Source organism: Streptomyces sp. NPDC002788 (genome assembly GCF_053592115.1).
Genome location: NZ_JBSFVB010000018.1, coordinates 145810 through 158792 on the forward strand (window position 1 = coordinate 145810; position 12983 = coordinate 158792).

Sequence of the window (12983 nt, forward strand, 5' to 3'; positions counted from 1 at the left end):
AGGCGTGATCGATATCAACGAGTCCGTGATGCAGTTCCTTCTGGCGTTCGTCGTCGTCGGCCCGCTCCTCGGCGCCGCCGCGGCTCTCCTGCCGGCCCCGCCCGGGCTGAAGGGGAAGTCACCCGAGCAGGCCGTGCTCCGGCACGGCGTCACCGTCACCGGCGCCGTCCTCATCGCGGCGATCGCCCTCGCGCTCGGCTTCGACCACGACCAGCCGTCGAAGATGCAGGCCAGCACCGACATCAGCTGGATCCCCGCGCTCGACGTACGCATCCACCTCGGCATCGACGGCATCTCCCTCCCCCTTCTGGTCCTGACCGCGCTGCTGACCTTCCTCTGCGCGCTCTACTCGTACTTCAAGATGCCCGCGGGGCCGACCCCGAAGGCTTTCGTCGCCCTGCTGCTCGTCCTCGAGTCCGGCACGCTGGCGACCTTCGCCGTCCTCGACCTGCTGCTCTTCTTCCTCGCCTTCGAGATGGTCCTCATCCCGATGTACTTCCTCATCGCCCGCTGGGGCGGCGAGGGCCGGAGCCAGGCCGCCTGGCGGTTCATCCTCTACACGCTGCTCGGCTCCGTGGTGATGCTGCTCGGCCTGCTCCTGATCGGGATCAAGGCGGGCACGTTCGACATGATGGCACTCGCCACTGACAACGGCCGGTCGCTGACCACATTCGTGCAGGTCATCGCCGTTCTGGCGATCGGTATCGGGCTCGCGGTCAAGACGCCGATGTGGCCGCTGCACAGCTGGCTGCCCGACGCCCACACCGCCGCCCCGACCGTCGGCTCGGTCCTGCTGGCCGGCGTCCTGCTGAAGATGGGTACGTACGGATTCGTCCGGATCCTGCTGCCCATCGCACCGGACGGCTTCCGCACCTTCGCGCCCTACCTCGCCGCCCTGGCCGTCGTCGGCATCATCTACGGATCCCTGGCCTGCCTGGCCCTCGCCAGGCAGGGCGCGAAGGGCGACCTCAAGCGCCTCATCGCCTACTCCTCCGTCGGCCACATGGGCTTCGTGCTGCTCGGCATCGCCACGATGACCCCGACCGGCGTGAACGGCGCCCTGTTCGCCAACATCGCCCACGGCCTCATCACCGGCCTGCTCTTCTTCCTGGTCGGCGCGCTGAAGGACCGCACCGGCACCACCGACCTCGACACCCTCGCCGAGGAAACCGGAGCCGCCCTCTACGGCAAGGCCCCGCGCCTCGGCGGCCTGCTCGCCTTCGCCTCGGTCGCCTCGCTCGGCCTGCCGGGCCTGGCCGGCTTCTGGGGCGAGATGCTGGCCCTGTTCGGCGCGTTCCAGCCCGCCGACGGCCTGAGCCGTCCCGCCTTCCTCACCTTCATGGCGATCGGCGCGTTCGGCACGCTGCTGACGGCCGCGTACCTGCTGATCGTGGTCCGCCGCGTCTGCATGGGCGCCCTGCCGCAGGACGCTCCGAAACTCACCGACATCCGCTCGTACGAGTTCGCCGCCTGGACCCCGCTCGTCGTCCTCACCGTCGTCGCGGGCCTGTGGCCCAAGGCCCTCCTCGGCCTGAGCGACCCGGCCGTCCAGCAGCTCCTCGCAGGAGGCACCCGATGAGCTCCCCGGCCCAGCCCCTGGCCACGTCGCTGGTCCAGTCCGTCGACTGGCTCGCCATCGCGCCGCCCACCATCGCGGCGGTCGTCGCACTCGTCGTCCTGGTCGCCGACCTGTTCGTCGCCCCCCACCGCAAGGCACTGCTCGGCTGGACATCGGTGGCCGGCCTGGCCGCCGCCACACTGATGCTGCTGCCCCTCCTGGACGGCGATCGCGGCACCTTCTGCCTGACCGGCGACGCCGCCGTGTGCAGCTACACGGCCGACCGCTTCACCCTGGTCGTCCAGTTCCTGGTCCTCGGCGGCGCCCTCCTCACCGCCCTCCTGTCGGTCACCGCCCTGAAGGACGCCGGCAAGGAGCTGCCCGAGGGGGAGTACTGGTTCCTGCTGTTGTCCTCCGCGGCCGGCGCCGCCCTGCTGCCCGCCTCCCGTGACCTCGCCACCCTGATCGTCGCCCTCGAAGTCGCATCCCTGCCGGCCTTCGCGCTGGTCGGCCTGAAGTACGGCGACCGCAGGTCCTCCGAGGCGGCCCTGAAGTTCTTCCTGTCCTCGGTCACCGCCACCGCGGTCAGCCTCATGGGCATCAGCTTCCTGTACGCCTCCACGGGCACCCTCTACCTCACCCAGACCGCCGACCGCGTCCACAACGTCGACGGCCAGCTCCACACGCTCGCCCAGACCGGCGTCGTCCTCACCCTCGTCGGCTTCGCCTTCAAGACCGCCGCCGTGCCCTTCCACTTCTGGGTGCCCGACACCTACGTGGGAGCGCCCCTGCCGATCGCCGCCTACCTGTCGGTCATCGGCAAGGCGGTCGGCTTCACCGGCCTGATCCTCGTCACGGTCGTCGCCCTCCCGTCGTACGCCGACGTCTGGGGTCCGGCCCTGGCGGCCCTGGCCGCGCTCACCATGACCGTGGGCAACGTCGGAGCCCTCCGCCAGCAGGCCACGCGCGCGTACAGCGCGGTACGCCTGCTCGCGTGGTCCTCCGTCGGCCAGGCCGGCTACCTCCTGGTCCCCATCGCCGCCGCCGGGTACTCCGGTGACGCCGAGAAGTCGATCGGCTCCACCGTCGCCTACGCCCTGATGTACGGCGCCGTGAACCTGGGCGCCTTCGCCGTGGCCGCGCTCGTCGGCCGGACGAAGTCCCTCAACCGCGTCGCCGACTACCGCGGCCTGTACGCGTCGAGCCCCCTGTCGGCACTGCTCCTGGGGTTCTTCCTGCTCTGCCTCGCCGGGCTGCCGCCGGGCATCATCGGCCTCTTCGCCAAGGTCACCGTCTTCTCGGCGGCCGTCGACGCCGGCCTGGGCTGGCTGGCCATGATCATGGCCGTCAACGTCGTGATCGCGCTGTTCTACTACCTGCAGTGGACGGCCCTGCTCTTCCGCGCCCCCGAGGGCGAGCCCGAGAAGCACCGCGTCCCCGCCCCCCTCACCGCCGCGATCGCCCTGACCGGCGTCCTCGGCATCGTCCTGTCCGGGGCACCTCAGCTGGTCCTGCGCTTCACCGACACCGGCCTCTTCTGAGCCCGGCGGTCCTACCGGTCGCTTTCATCACGCGCATGGGGGCACTCGGTCCCGAACGCGTGCGTGGGGCGTCCCGCAGCCGTTCACCCGTACGGTCCACGGCCGGTCCCGCACGCACAAGGGAACTAGTGCCTCCCGCCTGGCGTTGACCAGTACGGGAGGGTCCACTGGACGTGCCACCAGGGCACCAGTGACACCGCAGAACCGCAAGCAAGGGTCCCCCCTGCCGCACCACTTGGAGGGCGTACCGTGCACCGCCGGCACAACGGGCTCAGGACAGCAGTCCTTCTAGGGGGACTGTCCGCACTCATCATCGTCATCGGCAGTTTCTTCGGCCGCATGGGGCTCGTCATCGCCGTCCTGGTAGCGCTGGGCACCAACGCGTACGCGTACTGGAACAGCGACAAGCTGGCCCTTCGCGCGATGCGTGCCCGCCCGGTGAGCGAGTTCGAGGCCCCGGGGCTCTACCGCATGGTCCGCGAGCTCTCCACCCAGGCCCGCCAGCCCATGCCGCGCCTGTACATCTCGCCGACGGAGGCGCCCAACGCCTTCGCCACGGGCCGCAACCCGCGCAACGCCGCCGTGTGCTGCACGGAAGGCATCATGCGTCTGCTGGACGAGCGCGAGTTGCGCGGCGTCATCGGCCACGAGCTCAGCCACGTCTACAACCGCGACATCCTCATCTCGTCGGTCGCCGGCGCCCTCGCCTCCGTGATCATGTTCCTGGTCAACTTCGCCTGGCTCATCCCGATCGGGCGCTCCGACGACGATGACGGCCCCGGCCTGCTGGGCATGCTGCTGATCATGCTCCTGGGCCCGCTCGCCGCCTCTCTCATCCAGCTGGCCATCAGCCGCTCCCGGGAGTACCAGGCGGACGCCTCCGGCGCCCAGCTCACCGGCGACCCGCTCGCACTGGCCAGCGCCCTGCGCAAGCTCGAACTGGGCACGAAGCAGCTGCCGCTGCCGCCCGAGCCGCGCATCGAGACCGCCAGCCATATGATGATCGCCAACCCGTTCCGCCCAGGTCAGGGTCTTTCGAAGATGTTCTCCACACACCCGCCGATGGCGGATCGCATCGCCCGGCTCGAGAAGATGGCAGGTGGGAACCAGTGAAGACCATCCTGAACGTCATATGGCTCGTCCTGAGCGGCTTCTGGCTGTTCCTCGCCTACGTCGCCGCCGGCCTGCTCCTCTGCATCACCGTCATCGGTATCCCGTTCGGCGTCGCGGCCTTCCGCATCGGCGTCTACGCGCTGTGGCCCTTCGGGTACACGACGGTCGAGCGCCGCGACGCGGGCGCGCCGTCCTGCGTGGGCAACGTGCTGTGGCTGGTGCTCGCGGGCTGGTGGCTCGCCCTCGGCCACATCGCCACCGGCATCGCGCTGTGCGTCACGATCATCGGCATTCCGCTCGGCATCGCCAACTTCAAGCTCATCCCGGTCTCGCTGCTGCCGCTCGGCCGCGACATCGTGCGGACGGACGAGCCGTTCGCGATGCGCTGACGCCGGGGCAACACCCCTCGATTTCCACAGGCCAGGGGTTATCCACAGGCCCGCCCGCTCGACGGCGGCGGCCTGCATCATGAACCCATGACCGCGACCGAGCAGTTGCCGAACCGACTGACACCCAAGCCCCGTACGGGGTCCTTGCACTGTGCCCGCCTGCGCGTGACTACGCACTCCGAATCGGCCGGCCCTGAGCCGACCGACCCGGTGAGAGACTCCGACAGGTCAGGCCCGAGAGGCCCTTGAAAGACCCGAGTCGTCAGGCCCCTGGCCGTTCCGGCCGGGCAGATCCCGGCCGACTGCAGCCGACGAGGCGTGTCTGCCACATCGGGCGAAAGCCCGGCATGAATCAGCCGGTGACGCCCGTGCCACAGCGACCGAGGCCCGGCGAGCAGCAGCCAACGCCGCCCGTCCCACAACAGCCGACAAAAGCGTGGCAAGCGTCAGCCGCTGCTGCCCGTTCCCACAGCAGCCGGCAACACACCGGCGAGCATCAGCCGATGCCGCCTGCCCGCCGGGCAGCACGACCCAGGCCGGCACGCTCAAGGCCGGTGGCCTACACCCGCCCCGCCCCTGCCCGCGCCCACCGCCGCCGCACCCCATACGCGACCGCACCCACCACCAGCACACCCGCGCCCACAACCACGGACACCCCCGGCAGCGAGAACGCCAGCACCACACACCCGACCAGCCCCACCACCGGCACCACCCGTGCCAGTGGCGCCGAATCCAGCGTCCACGCCGACGCGTTGGCCACGGCGTAGTACGCCAGCACGCCGAAGGAGGAGAACCCGATCGCGCCCCGGACGTCCACCGTGGCGGCCAGGACCGCGACCACCGCGCCCACGGTCAGCTCCGCCCGGTGCGGCACCCGGAACCGCGGATGGACGGCGGCCAACGCGCCCGGCAGATGCCGGTCCCGGGCCATGGCAAGCGTCGTCCGCGACACCCCCAGGATCAGTGCGAGCAGCGAACCCAGCGCGGCCACGGCCGCACCGACCCGCACCACCGGCACGAGCCAGGGCGTGCCGGCCGTCCGCACCGCGTCGGCCAGCGGCGCCGTCGCGTCCCCGAGACCATCCGACCCCAGCACCGAAAGGACGGAGACCGCCACACACGCGTACACGACCAGCGAGATGCCCAGAGCCACCGGGATCGCGCGCGGGATGGTCCGTGCCGGGTCCCGTACCTCCTCGCCGAGGGTCGCGATACGCGCGTACCCGGCGAACGCGAAGAACAGCAGACCGGCCGCCTGAAGCACCCCGTCCGCCCCGCCCGACGCTCCCATGCCCAGCCGCCCGGCATCGGCCTCACCCGACGCCAGGCACACGACCACCGCGGAAGCGAGGACAGCCAGGACCAGCGCCACGATCACCCGCGTCAGCCACGCGGACTTCTGGATTCCGCCGTAGTTCACCGCGGTGAGCACCACCACGGCGGCCACGGCCACCGCGTGCGCCTGCCCCGGCCAGACGTACGCGCCCACAGTGAGCGCCATCGCCGCGCAGGAAGCCGTCTTCCCGACCACGAACGACCAGCCCGCGAGATACCCCCAGAACTCCCCGAGCCGCTCACGCCCGTACACATACGTGCCGCCCGAGGCCGGATACAGGGCGGCGAGGCGAGCCGACGACATGGCGTTGCAGTAGGCGACCACCGCGGCGACGGCGAGCCCGAAGAGCAACCCCGACCCGGCCGCGTGCGCCGCCGGCGCGAGGGCGGCGAAGATCCCGGCTCCCACCATCGAGCCGAGTCCGACGATGACGGCGTCCCCCACACCGAGGGTGCGGCGCAGTGGTGAACCGGAGGCTGTCATGCATCGCACCCTACTGATCAGTGCAACCAGCGCGTGTCGCCGGGCCGTCCTCCCCACCAGGACGGCATGAACGCGCGCGGCAAGGACGACGCACGCGGGACGCCCGAGTTACGACGCGCGAGTCCGGCCTGCGGGAGCAAGATCATAGGGCCGGGGCCGTGCGGGCACAGTGTGAAAGGGCAGGTTCACGGCATGACCATCATCAGCTGGATCATCCTGGGACTGTTGGCCGGGGCCATCGCCAAGTTCCTGCTGCCGGGGCGCGACCCGGGCGGCCTCATCGGCACCACCCTGATCGGCATCGCGGGCGCGTTCACAGGCGGCTGGATATCGGCCCGCTGGATGGACCACCCCATCACCAACAACTTCTACGACGGTGCGACCTGGGCTGCGGCGATCGGCGGATCGCTCGTCCTGCTCATCGCATACCGCCTCCTGTTCGGCCACTCGCGCGACTGACCGCGCCCGGTGACCGCGGCCGACAGACCAGGAGGGTGGACACCGAGCCGGCGCCCACCCTCCTCGTCCCCGCGCGGGCCGGAGGCCCAGGGGGGCCGGACCTATCGGTAGTTCACGAACTGCATCGCGAAGTCGAAGTCCTTGCCCTTCAGCAGGGCGATGACGGCCTGCAGGTCGTCACGGCTCTTGGAGCTGACGCGCAGCTCCTCGCCCTGGACCTGCGCCTTCACGCCCTTGGGGCCCTCGTCGCGGATCGTCTTCGCCACCTTCTTCGCGTTGTCCTGGGAGATACCCTCCTTGATCGACGCGAAGATCTTGTACTCCTTGCCGGAGAGCTGGGGCTCGCCCGCGTCCAGGGCCTTCAGCGAGATGCCCCGCTTGATCAGCTTGGACTGGAAGACGTCGAGGACAGCCTTGACCCGGTCTTCGGAGTTCGCCTCCATGAGGATCTGTTCACCGGACCACGAGATCGAGGCACCCACGCCCTTGAAGTCGTAGCGCTGCGAGATCTCCTTGGCGGCCTGGTTGAGTGCGTTGTCGACCTCCTGCCGCTCGACCTTCGAGACGATGTCGAAACTGGAGTCGGCCATGTCCTGTGGCTCCTTGTATCGGGGTGCGTATCGTGCGTACCGGCGTATGGGGGCGGCCGCAGGGCTCGTTCGGGTCACGGGCCCCATCCGGACAAGCCTAGCCACCCCCCGCCCTCCGGGCGCCGATCAATCGGGTGGCGAAGCACCCCTTCACATCAGGTATTGTTTACGTCGTTGCCACGGAGCGCCGCGGAGAGCGGCTCGACGGGCAGCAAACCCCGGCGGTGTGCCCGAGCGGCCAAAGGGAGCAGACTGTAAATCTGCCGGCTCAGCCTTCCCAGGTTCGAATCCTGGCGCCGCCACAAGACCGAAAGGGTCTGTGACCAGCAGCAATGCTGATCGCAGGCCCTTTCGGCGTTCACGGAACCGACCTGATCGTTATGGGTGCTTTTCCCAGTCTGTCTCACCCTGATTCGGGTGCTGACCAGTCCGTGTGGGGCAGGCGTGGGGCAGCTTCCGACCCTCCTAGCTGCCGTTCCTTAGCGCCCGCTCGATCCGGGCGTTCGCTGTGGCGGCGCCGCCGTCCAGGCACTTCGCGTACACCCGGAACAGCACGGCCACGCTGTGGCCGGCGCGCGCGGCTACCTCCTGCGGTTCCACCCCGGAACTGAGCCACGTGGACACGGCGGCGTGGCGAAGATCATACGGACGCTTCGCCAGCAGTGACGCGCACTGAGCGGGCGTGAGAGCGCGCGCACGGGCTTCCGCCCACACCTCGCCGTATCCGGTGTCCTGGATGAGCCCGCCGCGTTGCGTCCGAAACAGCCGCCCGTCGGGGGCAACTCCGTATGCCGTGACGTGCCACCGCAGCAGGTTCACGAGATCGGGCGGGATCGGAACGGTGCGGACTGCTTTCCGGGGCCGGTGCTTGAGCCCTCGCCGATCGTGCGCCTCACCGCTGTCCGTCCAGGCCGCCCCTGAGCGCGGACGAGTCTCCCGGAGGCGCAGAATGCCCCACCCTCGGCGGGGCAGGTCGCAGTCCTGGAGACGGAGGCCGATGACTTCCGCCGGCCGCGCCGCCGCGTAGTACATGCAGCCGAAGAACGCGACCAGGCGTCGCCCACGGGGGCTCTGCGTACGCACGGCATCGAGCAGGGCGAGAGCCTGTCGGGGGTCCGGTACTGAGGCGGGGTCCAGTTCCTCCGCTACTTGCTCCGGAGACTTCCACTGCACCTGTGGCAGGGGGTTGTCCGTCAGGCGTCCGGCGTCTACGGCGTAGCCGAGAGCGTTGTGAAAGATGGCCCGCTTCCGGCGGATGGTCGACGCCGCCGCCGTGGTGCCGTCCAGTTTCTTGGTCAAGGCGTCCAGGGCAGCGCGTACCTGCATACGGTCGGCCAGCGCGGACGTGGGCAGGGATTTCCGTTCGAACCATGCCAGCACGGCGGCCACCTCGTCGGGCGGGTCCTGGTCGCGGCGGCTCACGTTGAATGCCCAGCTATAGAGAGCCGTCCGTACCGTCTGGGCATCAGCCATGCCTTTGATGTCCCTGACGAGAGCGGGCGTAACGGTGGCCATTGCTTCCGCGAGCGTGCGGCGTGTGGAGCCGGGTGAGTGCTGCCATTTCATCTCGATGTACTCGCGGGCGTGCTGGTACCAACTCACGTCGTTGCGCTGCCGCAGCTCAGAGAGCGGTGCTCCGGTGGACTCGTCGAACGGCTCACCGGCGTGCGCCGCGCGCAGCAGCTCAGCGCGTCGGCCCTCTGCCAGTGTCTTGGTGCGGAACGTCTGCGAGTGAGGCGTCTCGCCCGTCTTCCAGCGCAACTCTGCGGAGGTCTGTCCACGATCCTTCCGCTGGCGGACGGACCAGATCCGAACGTCGTACGTCTTCCCCATCGAGGGCCTTCCTACGAAAGGGCCCCGCCATGGCGGGGCCCCGTGGTGCGGTCAGAGATTAGGCTGCGATTTCGTGCGTGGCCCACCAGGCGTCCAGGTCGCTACGGCGACACCGGATGTGCCCGTTCGGGAGCTTGATGAGCTTGGGGGCCTTGCCTCGGGCGCGCATGCGGTAGAAGGCGGCGCGGCTCATCTCGATCTCTTCGAGGACTTCGGGGAGCTTGAGCATCTTGGGGCGGGCCAAGGCAGGGACTCCTTCGGAGAGTTCAGCGGGCAAGGTGAAGGGAAGCGGGTCCGCGTGTGTCCGAGGTGCGGATTTCTGCGTCACCCGCGTCATCTGCGTCATTCGCGCCCCTGACCTGCGGTTTCGAGGTAACGCAGGACCCGGAGGGTGCGTCACCGGTGACACAGACCTTCGTCATCGGGTGACGCAGGTGACGCAGGATGACGCAGAGATCGGCCGTCTGCGTCACCGCTCTTTCGGCAGGTCACTGGCCGTTTGCGGGGTGTGGGTGACGCAGGTGACGCAGGGTCTTTCTACTTCGGACAAGAGAGGGGGTGGTGTCTGTTGTGGTGCGCGGCTCGGAGAGTGAAGAACGCCGCTGCGCGGCGCGACCATCGCAGGGCGGCGGCGCCGCCGAACAGCAAGAGGAGCACGCGCCGCGGGGTGCTCCTCTTGCTTGTGCGGTAGTGGTGCGGCGCGGTCAGAAAGCCGGTTCCTGTTCGGGCGGGGGCGGTGTGGCGGTGGACGGCCGCGTGATCTCGATGTAGCGGGACGTTTTGGTGCGTCCCCAGTCGATGAGGACGCCCCGGGCGGCGAGGGTGGGTTGAAGGCGCTTGAGGCGGTCTGAGAGCACCTTGCCGGTGGTCGGCCACCCTTTAGGCAGGGGACGGAAGTCCTCGCCCGTGTAGAGGCCGGTGAGGCAGTGCAGCCATTCGGCCGACGTCATCCGTTGCTCGGTGCCTGGGTCGATGCTGGCGGCGTGCTTGAGGACGGTCTGCGCTAGCAAGTCGCCCTCGATGACGTCGTCGTTGAGGTCATCCAGGCTGGCCCGGTAGGCGGCGAGCGCCCCCAGGCCGGTGGCGGCGTCGAGCTGCGCGCACAGGTGCGCGAAGTCGGCCATGCGCAGGTCCGTCGGGATGTCCGCCTCAGCGGCGCGTACCTGCACGGTGAGGTCCAGGAGCGAGCCGAGGATGACGGGCAGCACCTCTGCGAAGTCGGACCACAGTTCGGCCTCAGTGCGCCGGACGCGGGGGCGTTCCAGGCGCAGGGGCAACAGCCGTTCGGCGAGGTCGGGGCGGATGACGCCGACGTCGATGCCGGTCAGGAGCAGGGGGCGGCGGTAGCCGATGCGGAAGACGTCCCCGTCGGTGAACAGGGCGCGCTTGACGTTCTCGGCTCCGGTGACGATGCAGCACATCGCGTCGGACAGCTCCGGGGTCATGTGGGAGAGGTTGTCCAGGGCGGTGACCCAACCGGCCGCGACCGCCGTGATCAGGTTCTCCTCATCTTTGGGCGCCCGGCGCAGGTCCCCGGTCATGCCCTCGATGATCCGCACGAGCATCCGCCCGCCGGTGGACTTGCCCGCCCCCTGCGGCCCGGTGAGGAACGGGGCCGGGACGGGAACCGTCGGACCCAGGCAGCCGATCAGCCAGGCGATGGCCAGGCACTCGGTCTCCGCTGTGGCGAAGTTACACAGCCGCATCAGCAGATCGATGCCCTTGCCGTTGGTGTCCTTGGCCGGCAGGGGCAGTTCCCCGGTGAGCTGGGTGCGGCGCCAGCACACCTCACGCGGGTCGGGGGTGCGGATGTCCCAGCCGGTGGGGTGGATACGCACCGACTGCCCGTCACTACGCCCCAGGTCCAGCCACGTCGCCCCGTCGAATCCGGGGGCCACCCGGATGTGCACGGGCTGCACGTCCTCGGTCAGCGCGAGTGCCTCAATCAAGTCCAATGCCTCTTTCATGGCGGTGCCGTTGAACACGCCGATGCCGTCCTTGAACAGTCCGACCATGAGTTCCTGCCGGTGGCTTCCAGTGGTGCCCTGGGAGCGGATCGGGCGGGCAACGGGGTGGCCGTTGCGCTGCGCGTACACGGTCCCGTCAGCGGTGCGGAAGTACCGGAAGTGCGCCTGCGCGTAGTCGGTGATGACCTCGCGGGCGGGGGTCTTCTCGTCGTCGGACATGGTCACAGTCCCAACGTGGTGCGGGCGTTCGTCCACGCATCCGTGCAGTGCCGGGCCGTCTCGCCCTTGGCCTGTGCCGCGGTGAACAGGCGGGCGATGTGGGCGTCGGTGAGGCAACCGCACCGGCCGTGCGTGGACAGCACGGCCAGGAACGCCCCGTAGACCGTGGCGTGAATCGCGGTGCGGGCCTGCGTGATGCGCTGCTCCGCCATGGCGATGCCGCGTTCCAAGAAGACTGGCGTTCGGTGCGGGCACTGACCGCCGCCGGACCCTGCGGGCACGGAGACGGAACGCGGCGCCGACCGGGCGGTGGGCGGTTCCTTCACGGCCAGCGCGCGAACAGCGTCGGGCAGAGCGGCCATGGTGCCGGTGCCGGGTCCGAGGTAGCGGGCGTAGGCCATGGTCGACTTGATGTCGACACCGGGACGGACCGCGTTGTGTGACGTCATGGCGCCTCGGTAGATCCAGTGCTCACCGCGCGTCGTCGGCACGGTCCGCGTGGCGGGCAGGGTGGCGTGTGCCCAGTCGACGGCCGCCGTGTCGTCGAGGTCCACGACGGTCAGTCCGGCGGCGCCGGGGTGGTAGGCGACGCAGACGGCCCGCCGCCATGCGGCCGTCCAGGCCGGGGAGGTGAGCACGGCCGGATCGGTGGTGGCGGCGGCCCACGCGTGGCAGACGCCGGGACAGCGGCAGGGGCCCGCGCTTTTCATGTTCGGCCGGCCGCCGCACGCGTTGCCCGCGCAGGTACGGCAGTTGCCGAACGGTGTCTTGCCCGCGCGTAGGGGCAGCACCGGCACACCGGCAGCGGCCAGCGTCAGCGCGGTCCGCAGGGGTTCGGGCAGTGCACTCGTGCTGCCGTGCCCTCGCCGGATCAGGGTCGGTTGCGTCATGCTGGGTGACCTCCACAGGTCAGTAGTAGGCAGGTGGACAAGGGCGGCCCCGCTTCTTTGGCGAGAGGGAGGGGCCGCCCTTGGCGTAGCTAGCTGTGGAAGTGGTTGCGCTTGATCACGGCCCGGCGGATGTTCACGGTCGTGCCGCCCTTGTGGCCGCTCGCACTGAAGATCTGCACGGCGATCCATCCGCCGAAGATGACCGCGGCCAGGGTGATGAGCTGAGTTACGAACGCGGTTAGGGCCGCGAGGAACGACGTCAGCAGCAGAAGTCCGCCACACACCGCGAGGAACCCGACGCCCCCGAGGGCGACGTTCACCGCCGCGCGAGACACGGGCGGTTTGGGCGCGACCGGTTCGGGCTGGGCGGGGATGATGGCGTAGCCGGTGACGACGCGGCCGTCGGGCAGGACGATGCTCGCCACGGTCGGAACGGCTCCGGGCTGCACCGCAGCGACCGGCGCGGGGATGGTGACGGCGGGCGGGAGCGGGGTGGGCTGGTGGACTTCCACGGCCCGCTTTACGCCCGCGTTGTGGATGTAATTGGGGAACATGCGGAATCCCTTCCGGTGCTGGGTTAGGGAGGCAGAGGCACCCCCTTGGGG

The 12983-nt window shown here is 69.7% G+C and carries 12 protein-coding genes and 1 tRNA gene; 6 read left to right on the forward strand and 7 right to left on the reverse strand.

Annotated elements, in window-relative coordinates; genetic code table 11:
• The first annotated feature begins 4 nt into the window (after positions 1-4).
• From ACWD1U_RS29620 to ACWD1U_RS29635, 4 genes are all read left to right on the forward strand, one after another.
• Positions 5-1579, forward strand: coding sequence for an NADH-quinone oxidoreductase subunit M (locus ACWD1U_RS29620; RefSeq protein WP_451112074.1), 1575 nt, complete (start codon positions 5-7; stop codon positions 1577-1579).
• Complete coding sequence (locus ACWD1U_RS29625) at positions 1576-3099, forward strand: NADH-quinone oxidoreductase subunit N (protein WP_451112076.1); 1524 nt, start codon at positions 1576-1578, stop codon at positions 3097-3099. Before ACWD1U_RS29620 ends, ACWD1U_RS29625 begins: the two co-directional genes overlap by 4 nt.
• A 249-nt stretch (positions 3100-3348) precedes the next feature.
• Positions 3349-4212 carry a zinc metalloprotease HtpX gene (gene htpX, locus ACWD1U_RS29630; protein ID WP_451112077.1) on the forward strand — a complete coding sequence of 288 codons (864 nt, stop codon included), beginning with the start codon at positions 3349-3351 and terminating at the stop codon, positions 4210-4212.
• On the forward strand, positions 4209-4601 hold the full coding sequence (locus ACWD1U_RS29635; protein ID WP_451112079.1) for a YccF domain-containing protein: 393 nt from the start codon (positions 4209-4211) through the stop codon (positions 4599-4601). The genes htpX and ACWD1U_RS29635 overlap by 4 nt, the downstream gene beginning before the upstream one ends.
• 559 nt (positions 4602-5160) lie before the next feature.
• On the opposite strand, the gene ACWD1U_RS29640 is transcribed toward ACWD1U_RS29635, so the two are convergent.
• The gene (locus ACWD1U_RS29640) at positions 5161-6420 is read right to left on the reverse strand and encodes an APC family permease (RefSeq protein WP_451112081.1); all 1260 of its coding nucleotides are present in this window, start codon (positions 6418-6420) and stop codon (positions 5161-5163) included.
• Positions 6421-6612: 192 nt separating this feature from the next.
• Between ACWD1U_RS29640 and ACWD1U_RS29645 the strand changes: the two genes are divergently transcribed.
• A complete protein-coding gene (locus ACWD1U_RS29645) occupies positions 6613-6879 on the forward strand; it encodes a GlsB/YeaQ/YmgE family stress response membrane protein (RefSeq protein ID WP_451112083.1) in 267 nt (88 codons plus the stop codon).
• 101 nt (positions 6880-6980) lie between these two features.
• On the opposite strand, the gene ACWD1U_RS29650 is transcribed toward ACWD1U_RS29645, so the two are convergent.
• On the reverse strand, positions 6981-7469 hold the full coding sequence (locus tag ACWD1U_RS29650; RefSeq protein ID WP_451112084.1) for a YajQ family cyclic di-GMP-binding protein: 489 nt from the start codon (positions 7467-7469) through the stop codon (positions 6981-6983).
• A 220-nt stretch (positions 7470-7689) separates the two neighbouring features.
• Here ACWD1U_RS29650 and ACWD1U_RS29655 point away from each other — a divergent pair.
• Positions 7690-7771 (forward strand) — tRNA-Tyr (locus ACWD1U_RS29655).
• Between the two features lie 163 nt (positions 7772-7934).
• On the opposite strand, the gene ACWD1U_RS29660 is transcribed toward ACWD1U_RS29655, so the two are convergent.
• The 5 genes from ACWD1U_RS29660 to ACWD1U_RS29680 all read right to left on the reverse strand — a co-directional run bounded on the left by ACWD1U_RS29660 (position 7935) and on the right by ACWD1U_RS29680 (position 12932).
• On the reverse strand, positions 7935-9302 hold the full coding sequence (locus tag ACWD1U_RS29660) for a tyrosine-type recombinase/integrase (protein WP_451112086.1): 1368 nt from the start codon (positions 9300-9302) through the stop codon (positions 7935-7937).
• Between the two features lie 58 nt (positions 9303-9360).
• Positions 9361-9546: a helix-turn-helix transcriptional regulator gene (locus tag ACWD1U_RS29665; RefSeq protein ID WP_308884014.1), complete on the reverse strand. Its 186-nt coding sequence runs from the start codon at positions 9544-9546 to the stop codon at positions 9361-9363.
• Between the two features lie 460 nt (positions 9547-10006).
• The gene (locus tag ACWD1U_RS29670) at positions 10007-11488 is read right to left on the reverse strand and encodes an ATP-binding protein (protein ID WP_451112136.1); all 1482 of its coding nucleotides are present in this window, start codon (positions 11486-11488) and stop codon (positions 10007-10009) included.
• A 2-nt stretch (positions 11489-11490) separates the two neighbouring features.
• Positions 11491-12378: a bifunctional DNA primase/polymerase gene (locus tag ACWD1U_RS29675; RefSeq protein WP_451112088.1), complete on the reverse strand. Its 888-nt coding sequence runs from the start codon at positions 12376-12378 to the stop codon at positions 11491-11493.
• An 89-nt stretch (positions 12379-12467) separates the two neighbouring features.
• Positions 12468-12932 carry a hypothetical protein gene (locus tag ACWD1U_RS29680; RefSeq protein ID WP_451112090.1) on the reverse strand — a complete coding sequence of 155 codons (465 nt, stop codon included), beginning with the start codon at positions 12930-12932 and terminating at the stop codon, positions 12468-12470.
• Positions 12933-12983 lie beyond the last annotated feature (51 nt).

Coding starts and splice junctions, on each gene's coding strand:
- ACWD1U_RS29625 (WP_451112076.1), top strand. CDS start 1,576: ATGAGCTCCCCGGCCCAGCCCCTGGCCACGTCGCTGGTCCAGTCCGTC.
- ACWD1U_RS29640 (WP_451112081.1), bottom strand. CDS start 6,420: ATGACAGCCTCCGGTTCACCACTGCGCCGCACCCTCGGTGTGGGGGAC.
- ACWD1U_RS29645 (WP_451112083.1), top strand. CDS start 6,613: ATGACCATCATCAGCTGGATCATCCTGGGACTGTTGGCCGGGGCCATC.
- ACWD1U_RS29650 (WP_451112084.1), bottom strand. CDS start 7,469: ATGGCCGACTCCAGTTTCGACATCGTCTCGAAGGTCGAGCGGCAGGAG.
- ACWD1U_RS29660 (WP_451112086.1), bottom strand. CDS start 9,302: ATGGGGAAGACGTACGACGTTCGGATCTGGTCCGTCCGCCAGCGGAAG.
- ACWD1U_RS29670 (WP_451112136.1), bottom strand. CDS start 11,488: ATGTCCGACGACGAGAAGACCCCCGCCCGCGAGGTCATCACCGACTAC.
- ACWD1U_RS29675 (WP_451112088.1), bottom strand. CDS start 12,378: ATGACGCAACCGACCCTGATCCGGCGAGGGCACGGCAGCACGAGTGCA.
- ACWD1U_RS29680 (WP_451112090.1), bottom strand. CDS start 12,932: ATGTTCCCCAATTACATCCACAACGCGGGCGTAAAGCGGGCCGTGGAA.